Consider the following 17,403-nt stretch of genomic DNA (forward strand, 5'->3'; position numbering starts at 1 on the left):
TGAAGCTATCTTCCTTTGAGAGGAGGTGAATGGTATGAATAAAACAGAACTAGTTAACTCTGTTGCAGAAGCTACAGAACTTTCTAAAAAAGATGCTTCTAAAGCTGTTGAAGCTGTATTTGAATCAATTCAAACTGCTCTTGCAGATGGTGAAAAAGTACAATTAATCGGTTTTGGAAACTTTGAAGTTCGTGAACGTGCTGCACGTAAAGGACGTAACCCACAAACAGGTAAAGAAATCGACATCGCTGCAAGCAAAGTACCTGCGTTTAAACCAGGTAAAGCACTTAAAGACGCAGTTAAATAACTGATGTTGTAGTACATAGAACGGTTATTGTGGAGCTTGCTTCACGGTAGCCGTTCTTTTCAATTAAGTTCTGTTATCAGATTGTTCGATTGTTAAGCTCTATAACCCAAAAAAAGAATTTCAGCTATTAACGAGATAAAATATGCAGATATGACATTAGAATAAATTTATTTATTATAATTATGTCATATGCTAAGATGCAATTGATATAATACATAGTTTTAGGGGGTCTACAGATGACAAAAGTCGATCTGAACAAGATAGAAGAAGCTGTTAAAATGATTTTAGAAGCAGTCGGTGAAGATCCAAATAGAGAAGGATTATTAGAGACACCTAAGAGGGTATCTAAAATGTACGCAGAAATGTTCGAAGGCTTACATCAGGATCCAAAGGAATATTTTAAAACTGTCTTTAACGAAGAACATGAAGAGTTAGTTTTAGTAAAGGACATACCGTTCTACTCCATGTGTGAACATCATTTAGTTCCCTTTTACGGTAAAGCACATGTAGCATATATTCCTCGTAATGGGGTTGTCACGGGCTTAAGTAAGCTTGCTAGAGCTGTTGAAACTACAGCAAGACGCCCACAACTACAGGAAAGAATCACCTCAAGCGTAGCGGATGATATAATGCAAATGCTAAATCCACATGGTGTGTATGTAGTAGTGGAAGCAGAACATATGTGTATGACAATGCGAGGTATTAAAAAACCTGGTGCAAAAACAATTACTGCTGTTGCACGTGGAATTTTAGAAACTGACGATGTGAAGCGCTCAGAAATACTTTCATTCATAAAGATGAAGTAACACCTTTGGATGTCGGCTTTAGAATATGGTATGATGGAAAAAGACTGTGAACAAAGGAGACTATAATATGTCTAGTTCAGATTATATTTTGATAAAAGCAGAGGAAGACGGAGTTCATGTAATCGGTCTTACAAGAGGAACAGATACAAAATTTCATCATTCTGAAAAACTGGATAATGGTGAAGTTATGATTGCCCAATTTACCGAACATACGTCGGCCATGAAGATCAGAGGGAAAGCATCAATCCATTCTGCAAATGGTATTATACAATCCGATTCTAAAAAATAAATTAAAATATACAGATAGACAGATTAAGCGCAGTTGGGAAATGGAGTAAAGTGTATGAACGAAGCATTGATCAAACAACATATAAAGCAGTATAAAGATGGCATATTCAAACAAGTACAGCATAGTACTTTGTTAAAATATACCGGGGCTCCTGTCATTGATGAAGAGCGTTTGTTTTTTACACTTTTACCACTATTTAATGGGGAAGAATGGGATGAGTCCCAAAGTAAATCTGCCATTGCAGTTACACTTATCTTTTCTGCCCTAGCTGCTCACGACTTAGTAAAAGAATTGAATGCAACCACTAAGGAACAGCAACTCCAAGTATTAGCTGGGGACTATTATAGTGGGAAGTATTACCAGTTACTAGCTAGTGACAAACAATTAGACTTAATCCAACAATTGTCGGATGGTGTCGCAACTATATCTGAACAGAAGACTAGATTTTATGATCGACAATTATATAGCTTTGAGGAAATCATACAATCTATCCAACTGATTGAATCTAAATCTATAGAACAATTATATGAATATTATTCATTTCATGAATATGTATTCGTTATGAAAGAATCATTGCTACTCATTGCTCTAAAAAGAGAACTAGAAGCATATGAAAAAGGCGGCAAACCATTTTACATTAGTAAATCTAGTCAATTACAAGCCAATATTAATTTGCTACAGGTGGAGATAGAAAAAGTTGAGTCTTTACTCAAGGAAGAAATAACTAACTCAGAGCTATTGCAAGATCAACTGAAAGGCCTACTGTTAGATAAATTAATGAGATGCACCTTAGAAAAGCAGTTGAGAGAAGGTTAAATCGTGGGAAAATCAAAAGAACAACATGTACATGAAGTTTTTGAAAAGATATCCGATAATTATGATTCAATGAATTCGGTTATTAGCTTTCAACAACATAAAGCATGGCGAAAAGATACGATGAAGGCTATGCAAGTAAAACGTGGAAGCAAAGCATTAGACGTATGTTGCGGAACAGCAGACTGGACAATCGCATTGGCAGAGGCAACAGGACCAACTGGCGAAGTAAGAGGATTAGATTTTAGTCAGAACATGTTAAATGTTGGATTAGAAAAAGTTAAGCATATTTCGCAAATTGAGTTAATTCAAGGAAATGCTATGGAATTGCCATTCGAAGATAATTCTTTCGATTATGTAACGATTGGGTTTGGTTTACGCAATGTTCCCGACTATACACAAGTATTAAGTGAAATGAACCGTGTTGTTAAACCGGGTGGAATGGTTGTATGTTTAGAAACATCTACACCAGATTCTAAACTATTTAATGGATTGTTCCGATTCTATTTCCGTTATATTATGCCCCTATTCGGAAAACTATTTGCTAAAAGCTATAAAGAATATTCATGGTTACAGGAGTCAGCTAAAGAATTTCCAAATAGAGCTGATTTAACAAAGCTCTTTGAAAAAGTGGGTTTGGTCAATGTAACTAGTAAACCATATAGTGGTGGAGCGGCAGCTAGACATATTGGATATAAAAAAGATATTTAAGTGAGTGAGGTTGTAACCGTGGACAAGATGAAGTTGAAGTTACTCTATTCCGATTTAAAATCGGATCTTGAAATCATCGAAAAAGAATTAGCTGTAGCGGTGAATTCTTCTTCTCACTTATTGAATGAAGCGTCTCTTCATCTACTACTTGCTGGAGGTAAAAGAATTAGACCAGTTTTCGTTTTGCTTGCAGCGAAATTCGGAAATTACTCTATAGACTCAATAAAAAGTGTGGCTGTTTCAGTTGAACTCATTCATATGGCATCTCTCGTCCACGATGATGTAATAGACGATGCAGAAACCAGACGGGGCAGAGAAACTGTAAAGGCGCAATGGAACAATCGGGTTGCGATGTATACAGGTGATTTTCTTTTTGCAAATGCAATTGAATACATAACAGATTTACAAAATACATATGCACATGAAGTGTTATCTCAAACAATGGTGGAACTTTGTATTGGTGAAATTATTCAAATTGAGGATAAGCACTATCTTGAGCAAACAGTTAGAGACTATCTACGTCGAATTAAACGAAAAACGGCAATATTAATATCAGCCAGCTGTGAATTAGGTGCAATTGCTTCCAAAGCAGATGTAAAAACTGTTAGTCATTTGAAGCGGTTTGGATATTATGTTGGTATGTCATTTCAAATAATTGATGACATTTTAGATCTCACATCTTCTGACGAGGAATTAGGCAAACCTGCTGGATCTGATCTCGCGCAGGGCAATATTACTCTGCCTGTTTTATTCGTTAAAAACGATCCAGCCATTGAACCTTTATTAAGTGATATTTTAGCTGGAACGATTAGCGACACCAATCGACAAATATTGTTAACGAAAATTCGCGAATCAGACGGTATTGAACGTGCCAAACAAATAAGTAATATATACTTACAAAAAGCACTAGATGAGGTTAAGCAATTACCGGCAAATTCAGCGAAGAAATCGTTACAAAATATTGCGCTATTCATGAGCAAAAGGAAATTTTAAGAGGAAGATTGATTAGTTGCTTCCTTTCGGAACTCTGTAGCGAAAAACTAAGTTGTTAATTTAATTTGAAAATAATGCATTATAATGATAATATTTGTAACGGTGGAGAATAAAGTCCATTATATATATTCGAGGAGTGTTAACTATGGAAAAAACATTTTTAATGGTAAAACCTGATGGCGTACAACGTAACTTAATCGGTGAAATCGTAGGTCGTTTTGAAGCAAAAGGATTCCAATTAGTTGGAGCAAAATTAATGCAAATTCCTACTGAACTTGCTGAACAACATTACGGCGAGCACAAAGAACGCCCATTCTTCGGAGAATTAGTAGAATTCATCACTTCTGGACCAGTCTTCGCTATGGTTTGGGAAGGCGAAAATGTTATCTCAACTGCTCGTTTAATGATGGGTGCTACAAACCCTAAAGAATCTGCACCAGGAACTATCCGTGGTGATTTCGCAGTAACTGTAGGGAAAAATATTATCCACGGTTCTGACGCTCCTGAAAGCGCTGAACGTGAAATTGGATTATTCTTCAAGCAAGAAGAGCTAGTATCATACAAAAAAGATGCTAACAACTGGATTAACTAATAAGAAATAGAAAAAGGTTGTTTATGACTTCATTCATAAACAACCTTTTTTTGTTCTGAAAAAAGAAGCTGTGAGATGAGATTAAGCTTAAATGAGAGAGAGAATAACTGCTAATCGAGAAATACATTGTTATTCGAATGGCATATCGATCTATTTAAGAGAGGTTGGAGTATAAAGGAGGGGCAACTCGTTTTATCCAAGGAGGATTGACCTAAACGAGAGAAACTCACACACAACAAACTAAATGGTAGGTAAGTGTTCATATTTGTCTGTCTTTTTAGTATGTTCGAAATGCTGCGTATAGGATATACTAATTATAGGTTTTAGAAGGGGGCGAAATCATTTTGCCGGATTATATTAAATTTGTGGATTCCATTAAGAAAAAGACAGGCATTGATCTTGCAGCATATAAAGAGGCGCAGATGCGTCGGAGACTAACTTCGTTGTATGAAAAAAAGGGATATAAAAATTTTGTTGAATTTTATCAAGCTCTCGACTCAAATAGAGATTTAATGAATGAATTTCTAGACAGGATGACAATCAATGTTTCGGAGTTTTATCGGAATGCGAAACGCTGGGAAATATTACAGACTAAAATATTTCCAAAATTATTAGAAACAAATAAGCGGCTAAAAATTTGGAGTGCAGCGTGCTCTACTGGAGAAGAACCTTATACCATTGCAATGGTTCTGTCCAATCATGTTCCTTTAACTCAAGTTGCTATACACGCAACGGATTTAGATGAAAATGCAATCCAACGTGCGAAAGTAGGCATTTACCCTGAACGTTCCCTAGCCGAGGTTCCAACTGATATGAAGAATAAGCATTTTGAGAACCAAACTCCATTTTATAAGATGAGTGATGCAGTTAAAAGAACGGTAACATTCAAAAAACATAATCTATTGAAAGATACATATGATAAAAACTTTGATTTGATTGTTTGTAGAAATGTTATGATTTACTTTACAGAGGAAGCAAAAGATCAAATTTATCAAAACTTTAGCGATTCCCTTCGTTCCGGCGGAATACTATTTGTTGGTAGTACTGAGCAAATATTCAATCCAGGAAAATATGGATTTGAAACGGAAGATACCTTTTTTTATCGGAAAAAATAAGAAGAACTGTCCGAGAATTTCCGGACAGTTTTTCTTCTAAGCAAAGATAATGAATAGAAGGTCTTACGAATTCAGCAATAATGGAAGAAAAGTGGTAACTGATCAATGAAAAGAAAGTATAGATAAGTCAAGACAATGTTCAATGAACAAAGGTTGACTTCAGTTGCGGAATGATTTTTATTTTTCAACGAGCCTTTAAAAGATACTTACACATTTTTTGTATACATTGTTCTAAAATTTTGTTATAGTGAAAAACAAATACTTTAGCGAGTTGAAGGGGGAAAGTGCTGTGAGATATTTAACTGCAGGTGAGTCACATGGACCACAACTAACAGCGATTATTGAAGGGTTACCAGCCCAATTAGAAATAACGAGTGAAATCATAAATAAAGAATTAAAACGTCGTCAAGGTGGACATGGTCGTGGAAGACGTATGCAAATTGAAAAAGATACAGTTGCTATTACTTCAGGTGTACGCCACGGGAAAACATTAGGATCTCCAGTTTGCCTAGTTGTAAATAATGATGACTGGAAGCATTGGACGAATATAATGGGGATTGAGCCTCTTGGAGAAGAAATAGACCCTGAGGATATTAAAAGACAAATTACAAGACCTCGTCCTGGTCATGCCGATTTAGTTGGAGGTATGAAGTATGGTCATCGCGATTTACGAAATGTTCTAGAGCGATCTTCTGCGCGCGAGACTACGGTAAGAGTTGCTGTAGGAGCTGTTGCAAAAGAATTGCTTAGTAAACTAGGTATATCCATCGTGGCACATGTGACGAAAATTGGTGGGATTGAAGCCGATTTAAGTCTAGCTAATGGCAAAACAGTAGAAGCAATTCGTGAGATTGTTGAGGCAGATCCGGTATATTGTTTAGATCCGGAAGCATCAGCCCGAATGGTAGAGGCAATCGATAATGCAAAAAAAGCTGGAGACACGATTGGTGGAGTGGTAGAGGTAATCGTTTCTGGTATGCCAGCTGGAGTTGGAAGCTATGTCTATTATGATCGTAAGTTAGATGGCAAGTTGGCAATGGCGATGATGAGCATCAATGCATTCAAAGGTGTAGAGGTAGGATTAGGATTTGAAATGGCTAACCTTTTTGGAAGTCAAGTTCATGATCAAATTTCTTGGAATGAAGTAGAAGGATATACACGCGATACAAATCGTCTAGGTGGACTTGAAGGCGGGATGTCTACGGGAATGCCAATAGTAGTCCGTGGTGTGATGAAACCAATTCCTACGCTTTATAAGCCGCTTCAAAGTGTGGACATTGATACGAAGGAACCGTTCAAGGCTAGTATTGAAAGATCTGATAGCTGTGCGGTACCAGCAGCTTCAGTAGTTGCTGAAGCAGTTATTGCTTGGGAGATTGCACAAGCGGTATTAGAAACCTTTCATGGAGATAAAATAGATACATTACTTGCAGATATAGAGAGTCATAGAGCATATACAAAGGGGTTTTAATGATGTCTATCCAAGTAAAAACGAAAGACTCTGTTTATGAAGTTTTTTTAGGAGAGAATATTTTACAATCTTTTTGTGAAAGACGAGCAGCAGATTTTAAAAAATATGATCAACTAGTGATAATCACGGATGAACATGTTTGGAGACTTCATGAAGACTATGTTCGTACTAATTTTAATCTGTCTTTTAAACTTTATATTGTTCCAAATGGTGAGGCATGCAAAACGTTTGAATCCTATTTTCAAGTCCAAACCTTTTTGCTGGAAGAAAATTGTTCAAGGAATTCTGCTCTTATCGCATTAGGAGGGGGAGCAGTTGGGGACTTGACTGGATTTGTGGCAGCAACATTTATGCGTGGTATTCCTTTTTATCAAATTCCAACAACTATACTAGCACATGATAGTGCCGTTGGAGGTAAAACTGCGATCAATCACCCAAATGGAAAGAATATGATTGGGGCTTTCTATCAACCTTCGGAAGTCTTATATGATTTTCATTTCTTAAAAACGTTACCAGAAGCAGAAGTTCGCTCTGGCCTTGCAGAGGTTATAAAGCATGCGATTATCAGTGATGCTAGCTGGATGGATGAATTTATTGCTCTTCCCAACTTAAAGGCAATCAATAATAAAGAATTATTACAATGGCTTGAAAAAGGAATTCTAGTAAAAGCTCGTATTGTCGAATTAGATGAAAAGGAACAATCTTATCGTAAATTCTTGAACTTTGGTCATACATATGGTCATGCAATTGAAGCATCTGTAGGTTACGGTAAAATCACGCATGGTGAAGCAGTTATGATTGGAATGATTCCAGCGTTAATGCTAAGTGAACTTCATGGAAATGTGGAAGAAGGATATGCCAAAAAAGTATATGATTTAGCGAAAAGACTTGGCTATAATTTTGAACATGTGCTTCAGTGTTCATTTGAAAGTTTATCTAAATTTATGCAAAAAGATAAGAAAACGACAAATGGAGAACTACATTTTGCGCTGCTTCAAGAAATTGGGAATCCATTTGTGCAAATAATTTCGGTGGAAGAAATTAAAAGGTCCGATGAACAACTGCGGCAATGGGTTAAGGAGGTAACTAATGATTAGAGGCGTAAGAGGAGCAACTACAGTAACAGAGGATTCAAATGAATTAGTACTTCAGGAAACTAGGCGTCTTGTAGAAGAAATGGCAAAATCAAATGGTATTTTACCAGAGGATATCGCTTCAGTCATCATATCTACTACGACGGATATTATTTCTGCTTTTCCTGCAAGAGCTGTTCGAGGCATAGAAGGATGGGCGTATGTCCCAGTAATGTGCACTCATGAAATGAACGTTCCTGGAGCGTTGGAAAAGTGTATACGATTACTAATGCATGTAAATACGACAAAACCGCAGCAAGAGATACAACATATTTATTTAAATAACGCTGTACAGTTAAGACCAGATTTACTCAAATAAACTATAGAACTGAGGGGTTAAAATGAAATTCAAACAACAGATTAATGGGTTACATGCATATCAGCCTGGCAAAACTTCCGACGAAGTAAAGAAAATGTATAACTTAGAAAAAGTGACGAAACTTGCATCTAACGAAAATCCATACGGTGCTTCACCAAGAGTACAAGAATACTTCGCAAATGCGAAATTAGATTTTGCCATTTACCCTGATGGATATGCTTCAAACCTAAGAACAGCTGTAGCGAATCATTTAAACATCTCTGAAAAACAATTATTATTTGGTAATGGTTCTGACGAGAATATTTTAATCGTATCAAGAGCTATTTTACGACCTGGGTTGAATACTATTATGGCAGATTTAACATTCGGTCAATATAAGCATAATGCGATTGTTGAAGGAGCAGAAGTTCGTGAAATCGCCCTTACAAATAACGGGGAGCATGATTTAAACAATATGCTTACAGCGATTGATGAGAACACCGCTATCATTTGGGTATGTAATCCAAACAATCCAACAGGGACACTAACACCTAGCGATAAATTGAAAGATTTTATTGAAAAAGTGCCAAAGGATGTATTGATCGTTTTAGATGAAGCATACACAGAATACATAACAGACAATAACTACAAGGATTCTCTTGGATTATTAGAAAAACACCCAAATATATTAATAATGCGTACATTTTCTAAAGCTTATGGACTTGCAAGCTTTCGAATTGGTTATGCGATTGGTTCAGAAGAAGTAATAGCTCAACTAGAACCAACTCGGGAGCCATTTAATAATACAATTATAAGTCAGCAGGTAGCCCTTATTGGATTAGAAGATCAAGCGTTTATAGAACAATGTAAAGAGAAAAATAACACTGGAAAAGCTCAATTCGTGGCATATTGCGAGGAACGAAATTTAGATTATTTTCCTTCCCAAACAAACTTCATCTTAATGGAAGTCAAAGCTAATAGTGACGTAGTATTCCAAGGATTAATGAAGCGAGGGTTTATCGTTCGAAGTGGGAATGCATTAGGGAAACCAGGATACCTTCGTATAACAATTGGAACAGAACAGCAAAATAGCGAGTTATTAGAAAAGCTAGATGAAGTTCTAAAAGAGGAAGGCGTCTTATAATGCAGCAAACAGTTTTTATTATTGGTCTCGGATTAATAGGTGGATCTCTAGCACTTGGATTAAAACGCAATAAAGATGTGAAAATAATTGGGTATGATGAAAATGGTCATACCCTTAGAACAGCGAAAAGAATTGGTGTCATAGATGAAATAGTCATAAACATGAAAGATGGAACGGAGTGTTCGGATGTAATTGTTTTTGCTACTCCAGTAAGTGAAACAATCCGATTAATGAATGAATTACCAAAATGGCAACTAAAGAACCAAGTAATTATTACGGATACGGGAAGTACCAAAAAAGAAATTATGAAAGCTGCCATTTCATTAAGAGAAAAGGGCATTACGTTTATAGGTGGACATCCCATGGCGGGCTCCCACAAAAGTGGTGTAGAGGCTGCCAGACCGATTCTTTTTGAGAATGCTTATTATTTGCTCACACCTTTTGAAGACGAATCTTATGAACGAATTCAAGTTCTGATAGATTTATTGCAGGTGACGAAAGCGAAGTTGGTAAAAGTCGGAGCAGAGGAACATGATCATATGACTGCTGTAGTTAGTCATTTCCCCCACTTAGTTGCCGCCTCACTTGTGCATCAATTATCTTTTGAAAACGAACTATATCCATTTACAAAACAACTTGCAGCCGGAGGATTTAGAGACATAACGAGAATTGCTTCTGCAAACCCGATTGTATGGAGAGATATAACGCTTCAAAATCGTAAAGAACTACGTAATCAATTACATGCATGGACGAATGAAATGAGTAGATTACAGGACTTACTAACATACGCAGATTCTAGTGATATAGAAGAATATTTTGCTACCGCTAAAAGAGTAAGAGATGATCTTCCTATAAATGCACAAGGGGCAATGTTTAGCTCTTTTGACCTTTATGTTGATGTACCTGATTATCCTGGTGTTATTTCGGAGATTACAGGATATTTAGCTAAAGACAGTATTAGTATTACAAACTTACGAATTGTAGAAACTCGTGAGGACGTTTTCGGAATACTTGTCATAAGCTTTCAATCAATAGATGATCGTGCTAAAGCGGTAGACTGTATTGCCAATAATACAACGTATGAGACGTATATTTCTTAAGGAGGAATGATCTTGATAACTAGCAAGAAATTAGATTATGCGCAGCCCTCATTGGAGGGCACCATTCGTATACCTGGGGACAAATCTGTCTCGCATCGTTCTATCATGTTCGGAGCTATTGCAGAAGGGACTACTACAGTTGAAGGCTTTTTGCAAAGTGATGATTGCTTAAGTACGATTGATTGCTTTCAAAAGCTTGGGGTAGAAATATCTATAGAAGGTGACAAAGTAAAAATCATTAGTAAGGGAATCACACACTGGAAAGAACCTGATGAAATATTATATACGGGGAATTCGGGGACAACTACTCGCTTAATGCTTGGAATTTTAGCTGGTTCATCGGTATCTTCGGTATTAATAGGTGACGAATCAATCCAAAAACGTCCAATGAGAAGAGTTACAGATCCTCTAAAACAAATGAATGCTAAGCTAATCGGGAGAGAAAATGGTCAGTTTACTCCTATTGCTGTAGAAGGTACTAAATTACAAGCTATTCACTATACGATGCCTGTAGCTAGTGCACAGGTGAAGTCTGCAATATTGCTAGCAGCTTTAAATGCAAACGGTGAAACAGTAGTTGAAGAAATAGAAACTTCTAGGGATCATACAGAGAAAATGCTAAAACACTTTGGTGCGAACATTGCCGTTGATAATAAGACGATAAGACTTCTTGGTGGACAAAAGCTTAATGGAACAGCCGTTGTCGTACCTGGTGATATTTCCTCAGCAGCTTTCTTCCTAGTAGCTGGTGCAATTGTTCCTAGTAGTAAGTTAACTTTAACAAATGTAGGGTTAAATCCAACCAGAACAGGCATTATGGATGTTCTGCAAGCAATGGGTGCTTCTTTTACAGTTAATGACGCAGCAAATAGCAGTCACGAAGAAATGGGGACAATTGAAATTGAGTCCTCTCCTTTAGTTGGAACAGAAATTGGAGGAGAACTCATACCTCGACTTATCGATGAAATACCTATAATAGCCTTGCTCGCTACACAGGCTAACGGGAAAACTGTTATTAAAAATGCAGAAGAGCTTAAAGTAAAAGAGACGAACCGAATTGATGCAGTAGTAAATGAGTTGAAGAAACTAGGTGCAAATATTACTGCCACAGATGATGGAATGATAATAGAGGGACCGACAACACTTCATGGCGGAGATCTTCTCACATATGGAGATCACCGCATTGGTATGATGGCTGCAGTAGCTTCCCTCATAACAACAGAACCTGTCACAATTGACAATGCGGGATGTATTGCTGTTTCATACCCTACATTTTTTGAAGATATTTCGAGTGTGATCAAATGAATCTTAGATTAGAGAAAGGTTCCTTACTGATCATTAGCTGAACACCTTTATAGTTAAACATCACGGGTGTTTTACACCATTAATAAATGAAAAAAATAAATTCCCTCTTTTTTAGAAGAGGGTTTTTTTCTTGTTCAAAAACAAATGTTCTTGTAGGATAAAGGTATAATGAAAGAATGGTGATAACATGGAAAACTTGACACCTTTTATCCAGACGATGGAAGAAGGAAACATGGAAAAACTAGTAACAATGATTGATAATTTTTTATTGAATGGCGATCCAGATGAGCAATACCAGCTTGCAGATTTACTAACGCAGTTTGGTTTTATACAGGAAGCTATTACTGTCTTAGAACATCTTCAGTTTTTATTTCCTGAAGAAAATCAATTGAAGATTGATCAAGCCCAGCTTTATTTAGAAATGGATAAAGAAGATGAAGCTCTAGAGATGCTAACAACTATCGAAAAAACTAGCGATGCATACCCGCAAGCCCTACTTACATTAGCTGACTATTATCAAATGATTGGGTTATATGAGGTTGCAGAACAAAAGATAAATGAAGCAATCACGCTATTACCAAAAGAACCTTTACTAATGTATGCTAAAGGTGAATTGTTGTTTGAAACTGGTCGATACCTAGAGGCAGCACGAGTAATGGAGGATTTACTGCCTCATCAGGATTCTATACAAGCAGTAGATTTATCGCTTAAGCTAGCAGAAATCTATAGTGCTGGGGCAGCATATGAGGAAGCGATTCCATATTATACAGAAGCACTGAAAAAAGAAGTTGCCCCAGACGTACTTTTCCATGCTGCCTATGCATCCTTCCAGGTACAGCATTTTGAAACTGCTGCAAAACAATTAGAAGATCTCCTTCAAATTGATCCTGACTACTTCTCAGGCTATATGCTTCTCGCTGAGACCTATGCCATGCTGGAAAAAAATGAGGATGCTTTAAAAGCAATTACAGATGGTATCGTTCGTGATGAGTATGAAAAAGAATATTATTTATTTGCAGGTAAAATTTCCTTGAAATTGGGTAAAGTGAAAGAAGCAGAAACTTTTTTAAGAGAAGCAATTGCTCTTGACCCAGAATATATGGATGCTATTTTCATTTTGTCTTCCTTATTTTCAACAGAAGAGAAAGATGAGGAGTTAGTGGAACTCTATGAAACGTTGAAGCAAGAGCATTTTGAATGGTCTGCAATGTATCCATTTTTAGCAGCTGCGTATGAAAGATTAGAATCCTACGAAAAAGCATACGAATTTTATCAGCTTGCATATACTGAACATAAAGAGGATGTTCCTTTTTTAGAGAAATACGTTTATTTCCTTTTAGAAGAAGGGAAAAGAGCAGAGGCAAAAGATATTGTGTTAATTTTACAAAAACTTCAACCTGAAAATAGTGAATGGTTTGAAATGTTTGAATAAATGAAGGAAGGAGAGGTTACGTGACTGCTTCTGTTTCAGTTGGTGAGAAAAAAGAATTTGTTCGGTGGTTTTTAAAAAAGTATCAGATGAAAAGAAGAGAGTGCGTGTGGATCTTGAATTACTTGATAAGCCATGAAACGTTGTTGAATAATGTACACTTTGTGGAGGAGGCGCATTATTGTCCTCGAGCCATGATAATGTCGGTTACGACGTCCTCAGGTATCCCATTTCGCTTTTACAAAGGAAGTATCATGACTGCTGATGCTGAAAAGTCCTTCCATGATTTGCGGTTACATCCAGAAGAAGATATGTACATTCAATTGAACTTTCAAATGATGCCACCTAGTCCTGAGTATTTGGCGGTATTAGAAGAGAATCCATATATGCCGAAATATTTGCAGATTAGTGAAAAAGATAAATTGATAGCCGAGGATATAGTTAGTGAAAGCTTGTATTCATTTCAAGTGGAACAATTAAAAAAGCAGATTGATCAAGCGATAGATGATAACAACAAAGAAAAATTCATGGAGCTTTCTTCATTGTGGAAACAAATACAACAAAAAGAGGTTTAGGAGAGGTTACAAATGCATTGGAACGGAAAAGATAGCACAGTATATCAAGCACAAAAAGAATTTATAGACACAGCAGTGATTCCATTAATACAAATTGATGGCTCAGATGAGGGCTTCCAATTTGCAGCATCTGCAGCTGACTTCACACTGTCCCTAGCAAACGTAATTGAAAATCAATTCAAAGGAAGGATTGTTTTATTTCCTTCCTTCTCCTATACAAAAAGTCAGGACAAGCAATTGGTATTTAAAGATTGGCAGGAAGAACTAAACAAAGCATCCTTCAAGCATATCTTTTACGTTACTTCTGATAGAGAGTGGAGTACAATGGGAGAGGAACAAAATATTATTTGGATTCCATCTGTACCACTGGATTCCATGGACCAAAAAATGAGAAACTCAGTACTTGAAGATCAATTACGACAACTTATTCCTATTTTCGCGAAAAAATGGGCGAATTAGTGACAATTTGTTTCATGATTTGTCTATAAAGTTTATAATTCGAGGAAATCGATTATTGACCTTCCTTTTTTATTGATATATCATGTATATGTCCTAGTATTATTATTCAAGCAAGTATGTCCATTGGACTGACCTTTAAGTAAGAGGGGGGAAAAGGATGAGTAACAATAAAGTATCAAGACGTCAATTTTTAAGTTACACTTTAACAGGTGTTGGCGGATTTATGGCAGCTGGAATGCTTATGCCAATGGTACGATTTGCAGTTGATCCTGTATTGCAGAAAAAAGAAGGCGGAGATTTTGTACTAACGGAGAAGAAAATTGCCGATATTACGGAAGTTCCAGAACGTGTTGATTTCACTTTTGAACAAGTGGATGCATGGTACAAGTCTGATATTACCAATTCTGCTTGGGTATACAAAGAAGGCGATGAAATTATCGCACTATCTCCTGTATGTAAGCATTTGGGTTGTACAGTAAACTGGGAAGCAGACCCAGCTCACAAAAATCAGTTCTTCTGTCCATGTCACGCGGGTCGTTATGAGAAAAACGGTAAAAATGTTCCAAAAACACCACCTCTAGGTCCGTTGGATCAATATGAAGTTCGTGAAAATGACGGGTTCTTAGAAATTGGGAAAGCTATTCCTAACACATTAGTTTAAAGTAAGGGGGTACGACATCAGTGCTTAATAAAATCTATGATTGGGTGGATGAACGTCTAGATATTACACCAATATGGCGTGATATTGCAGACCATGAAGTACCAGAACACGTAAACCCTGCACACCATTTCTCTGCATTTGTATACTGTTTCGGTGGATTAACATTTTTCATCACAGTAATTCAAATTCTTTCAGGTATGTTCTTAACTATGTATTATGTACCGGATATTGAAAATGCATGGGAATCTGTTTACTATCTTCAAAATGAAGTAGCATTCGGTGAAATAGTGCGTGGGATGCATCACTGGGGAGCATCACTTGTAATTGTTATGATGTTCTTACATACATTACGTGTATTCTTTACTGGTTCTTATAAAAAACCTCGTGAACTAAACTGGATGGTCGGAGTATTAATCTTCGCCGTTATGTTAGGTTTAGGATTTACAGGTTACCTACTTCCTTGGGACATGAAAGCATTGTTCGCAACGAAGGTTGGTATTGAAATTGCAGCATCTGTTCCATTTATTGGTGGAATAATTAAAACACTTTTAGCTGGTGATGAAACAATCATCGGTGCACAAACATTAACAAGATTCTTTGCGATTCATGTGTTCTTCTTGCCGGCTGCTTTATTTGGATTACTTGCAGCTCACTTTATCATGATTCGTCGTCAAGGTATTTCTGGACCACTATAATGGGTAAGTGGTACAGATAATTCTTAACAAGGAGGGGACATTATGCATCGCGGAAAAGGCATGAAATTTGTTGGAGACTCACGTGTACCAGATCTTTCTAATCGTAAGAAAAACACTCCAAAGGACTATTCAGAGTATCCAGGTAAAACAGAAGCTTTCTGGCCTGACTTTTTACTGAAAGAATGGTTAGTCGGTGCGGTTTTCTTAGTTGGTTATTTGGTATTAACAGTTGCACATCCATCGCCACTTGAACGCCCAGCTGATCCAGCTGACACAGGTTATATTCCAGTACCAGACTGGTATTTCTTATTTTTATACCAATTATTAAAATATGAATTTGCTTCTGGACCGTATAATATTATTGGAGCAATCGTTATGCCAGGATTGGCTTTCGGAGCGCTATTATTAGTACCATTTTTAGATACAAGTAAAGAAAGAAGCCCATGGAAACGTCCATTACCGACAGGATTCATGCTTCTTGCAATTGCTTCAATTATTTTCTTAACATGGGAATCTGTTGTAAACCATGACTGGGAAGCTGCTAAAGCTTACGGTGAAATTAAAGAAGAAGTTTCTGTTGAATATGATGAAACCTCAGAGGGTTATCAACTTTACCAGGCTTCTTCATGTATTGGGTGTCACGGTAACTCCTTTGAGGGCGGTATTGGTTTACCATTAGCAGGTTTAGACATGACTGCTGAGGAAATCGTAGAAATCGCTCATGAAGGTAGAGGCGGTATGCCTGGTGGAACTTACACAGGTACTGAAGAAGAATTACAAAAACTAGCTGAGTTTATTACAACACTTCAACCAGCAGAATAATATTAACAAATGAAGAGAGTCAGGAAACTGGCTCTCTTTTTTTCATATTAAAAAGGAGCCCAGATAAATGAAAGAATTGCTACTGTACACAAAGATGGTTCTCTTTAACAAAACATTTATGTGGCTATTGTTCATAGTAAACCTATTTGGTACCATCTATGGTTACTATTGGTATGAAGGGCAGCTGTCCCAAACAGAAGCTAAGTTTCTCCTATTCGTGCCCGACAGTCCGACAGCAAGTTTATTTTTTACAATTGCCTTGTTCGCATGGCTGTTTAAGAAAAATTGGAAGTTAATAGAAGCTTTAGCATTAATCACGCTTGTAAAATATGGATTATGGGCAGTAGTGATGAATATTTGGACATATGTGGAAAATGATTATCTCGGTTGGATGGGATGGATGCTTGTTGCATCACATTTTGCAATGGCAATCCAAGCTATATTATACATTCCTTATTATCGCTTTACTTGGATACATATATTTATTGCTGCTGTTTGGACATTACATAATGATGTAATAGATTATGTATTTGATCAAATGCCAGTTTATAGCAGTTTATACAAATATGCTGATCAGATTGGTTACTTTACATTCTGGCTATCCATTGCTTGTATTTCTTTAGCATCTTTCATATATCAAAAAAGGTCAAAGCTTATTAGTTGAATGTCTTTATTATTCCTATTA

21 protein-coding genes are annotated in these 17,403 nt (G+C 36.7%); all 21 read left to right on the forward strand.

What is annotated here, in order from left to right; genetic code table 11:
- Positions 1 to 34 precede the first annotated feature (34 nt).
- The 21 genes from MKY60_RS08285 to MKY60_RS08385 all read left to right on the forward strand — a co-directional run bounded on the left by MKY60_RS08285 (position 35) and on the right by MKY60_RS08385 (position 17,382).
- A complete protein-coding gene (locus MKY60_RS08285; RefSeq protein ID WP_090561787.1) occupies positions 35 to 307 on the forward strand; it encodes an HU family DNA-binding protein in 273 nt (90 codons plus the stop codon).
- A 236-nt stretch (positions 308 to 543) separates the two neighbouring features.
- Entirely contained in the window at positions 544 to 1,113 is a 570-nt protein-coding gene (folE, locus tag MKY60_RS08290; RefSeq protein WP_090561785.1) for a GTP cyclohydrolase I FolE, read from the forward strand.
- A gap of 67 nt (positions 1,114 to 1,180) precedes the next feature.
- The gene (mtrB, locus tag MKY60_RS08295; RefSeq protein WP_090561783.1) at positions 1,181 to 1,402 is read left to right on the forward strand and encodes a trp RNA-binding attenuation protein MtrB; all 222 of its coding nucleotides are present in this window, start codon (positions 1,181 to 1,183) and stop codon (positions 1,400 to 1,402) included.
- A gap of 54 nt (positions 1,403 to 1,456) precedes the next feature.
- A complete protein-coding gene (locus MKY60_RS08300) occupies positions 1,457 to 2,218 on the forward strand; it encodes a heptaprenyl diphosphate synthase component 1 (protein WP_090561781.1) in 762 nt (253 codons plus the stop codon).
- 3 nt (positions 2,219 to 2,221) lie between these two features.
- The gene (locus MKY60_RS08305; protein ID WP_093494651.1) at positions 2,222 to 2,926 is read left to right on the forward strand and encodes a demethylmenaquinone methyltransferase; all 705 of its coding nucleotides are present in this window, start codon (positions 2,222 to 2,224) and stop codon (positions 2,924 to 2,926) included.
- A gap of 18 nt (positions 2,927 to 2,944) precedes the next feature.
- Entirely contained in the window at positions 2,945 to 3,919 is a 975-nt protein-coding gene (hepT, locus tag MKY60_RS08310) for a heptaprenyl diphosphate synthase component II (RefSeq protein WP_241598809.1), read from the forward strand.
- Positions 3,920 to 4,064: 145 nt separating this feature from the next.
- Positions 4,065 to 4,511 carry a nucleoside-diphosphate kinase gene (ndk, locus tag MKY60_RS08315; protein ID WP_090561775.1) on the forward strand — a complete coding sequence of 149 codons (447 nt, stop codon included), beginning with the start codon at positions 4,065 to 4,067 and terminating at the stop codon, positions 4,509 to 4,511.
- Between the two features lie 344 nt (positions 4,512 to 4,855).
- The gene (locus tag MKY60_RS08320) at positions 4,856 to 5,626 is read left to right on the forward strand and encodes a CheR family methyltransferase (RefSeq protein WP_090561772.1); all 771 of its coding nucleotides are present in this window, start codon (positions 4,856 to 4,858) and stop codon (positions 5,624 to 5,626) included.
- A 289-nt stretch (positions 5,627 to 5,915) separates the two neighbouring features.
- Positions 5,916 to 7,097 (forward strand): chorismate synthase, encoded by a 1,182-nt coding sequence (aroC, locus tag MKY60_RS08325; RefSeq protein ID WP_340929473.1) that lies wholly within the window; start codon positions 5,916 to 5,918, stop codon positions 7,095 to 7,097.
- A gap of 2 nt (positions 7,098 to 7,099) precedes the next feature.
- Entirely contained in the window at positions 7,100 to 8,194 is a 1,095-nt protein-coding gene (gene aroB, locus MKY60_RS08330) for a 3-dehydroquinate synthase (RefSeq protein WP_093494654.1), read from the forward strand.
- Positions 8,187 to 8,549: a chorismate mutase gene (gene aroH / locus MKY60_RS08335; RefSeq protein ID WP_093494655.1), complete on the forward strand. Its 363-nt coding sequence runs from the start codon at positions 8,187 to 8,189 to the stop codon at positions 8,547 to 8,549. Before aroB ends, aroH begins: the two co-directional genes overlap by 8 nt.
- 22 nt (positions 8,550 to 8,571) lie before the next feature.
- Positions 8,572 to 9,672: a histidinol-phosphate transaminase gene (gene hisC / locus MKY60_RS08340; protein WP_093494656.1), complete on the forward strand. Its 1,101-nt coding sequence runs from the start codon at positions 8,572 to 8,574 to the stop codon at positions 9,670 to 9,672.
- Positions 9,672 to 10,772: a prephenate dehydrogenase gene (locus MKY60_RS08345; RefSeq protein WP_093494657.1), complete on the forward strand. Its 1,101-nt coding sequence runs from the start codon at positions 9,672 to 9,674 to the stop codon at positions 10,770 to 10,772. Before hisC ends, MKY60_RS08345 begins: the two co-directional genes overlap by 1 nt.
- 15 nt (positions 10,773 to 10,787) lie before the next feature.
- Positions 10,788 to 12,077: a 3-phosphoshikimate 1-carboxyvinyltransferase gene (gene aroA, locus MKY60_RS08350; protein WP_340931076.1), complete on the forward strand. Its 1,290-nt coding sequence runs from the start codon at positions 10,788 to 10,790 to the stop codon at positions 12,075 to 12,077.
- Between the two features lie 187 nt (positions 12,078 to 12,264).
- On the forward strand, positions 12,265 to 13,509 hold the full coding sequence (locus MKY60_RS08355) for a tetratricopeptide repeat protein (protein ID WP_340929475.1): 1,245 nt from the start codon (positions 12,265 to 12,267) through the stop codon (positions 13,507 to 13,509).
- A 20-nt stretch (positions 13,510 to 13,529) separates the two neighbouring features.
- The gene (locus tag MKY60_RS08360) at positions 13,530 to 14,081 is read left to right on the forward strand and encodes a ReoY family proteolytic degradation factor (RefSeq protein WP_090561758.1); all 552 of its coding nucleotides are present in this window, start codon (positions 13,530 to 13,532) and stop codon (positions 14,079 to 14,081) included.
- 12 nt (positions 14,082 to 14,093) lie between these two features.
- Entirely contained in the window at positions 14,094 to 14,540 is a 447-nt protein-coding gene (locus MKY60_RS08365; protein ID WP_093494660.1) for a YpiF family protein, read from the forward strand.
- Between the two features lie 157 nt (positions 14,541 to 14,697).
- On the forward strand, positions 14,698 to 15,201 hold the full coding sequence (locus MKY60_RS08370; protein ID WP_093494661.1) for a QcrA and Rieske domain-containing protein: 504 nt from the start codon (positions 14,698 to 14,700) through the stop codon (positions 15,199 to 15,201).
- Positions 15,202 to 15,221: 20 nt separating this feature from the next.
- The gene (qcrB, locus tag MKY60_RS08375) at positions 15,222 to 15,896 is read left to right on the forward strand and encodes a menaquinol-cytochrome c reductase cytochrome b subunit (protein WP_090561750.1); all 675 of its coding nucleotides are present in this window, start codon (positions 15,222 to 15,224) and stop codon (positions 15,894 to 15,896) included.
- Positions 15,897 to 15,938: 42 nt separating this feature from the next.
- A complete protein-coding gene (locus MKY60_RS08380) occupies positions 15,939 to 16,718 on the forward strand; it encodes a menaquinol-cytochrome c reductase cytochrome b/c subunit (protein WP_090561748.1) in 780 nt (259 codons plus the stop codon).
- A gap of 67 nt (positions 16,719 to 16,785) precedes the next feature.
- Positions 16,786 to 17,382, forward strand: coding sequence for a DUF1405 domain-containing protein (locus MKY60_RS08385; RefSeq protein WP_093494662.1), 597 nt, complete (start codon positions 16,786 to 16,788; stop codon positions 17,380 to 17,382).
- Positions 17,383 to 17,403 lie beyond the last annotated feature (21 nt).

The organism is Psychrobacillus sp. FSL K6-1415 (assembly GCF_038003185.1).
Classification (GTDB): Bacteria; Bacillota; Bacilli; order Bacillales_A; family Planococcaceae; genus Psychrobacillus; species Psychrobacillus psychrodurans.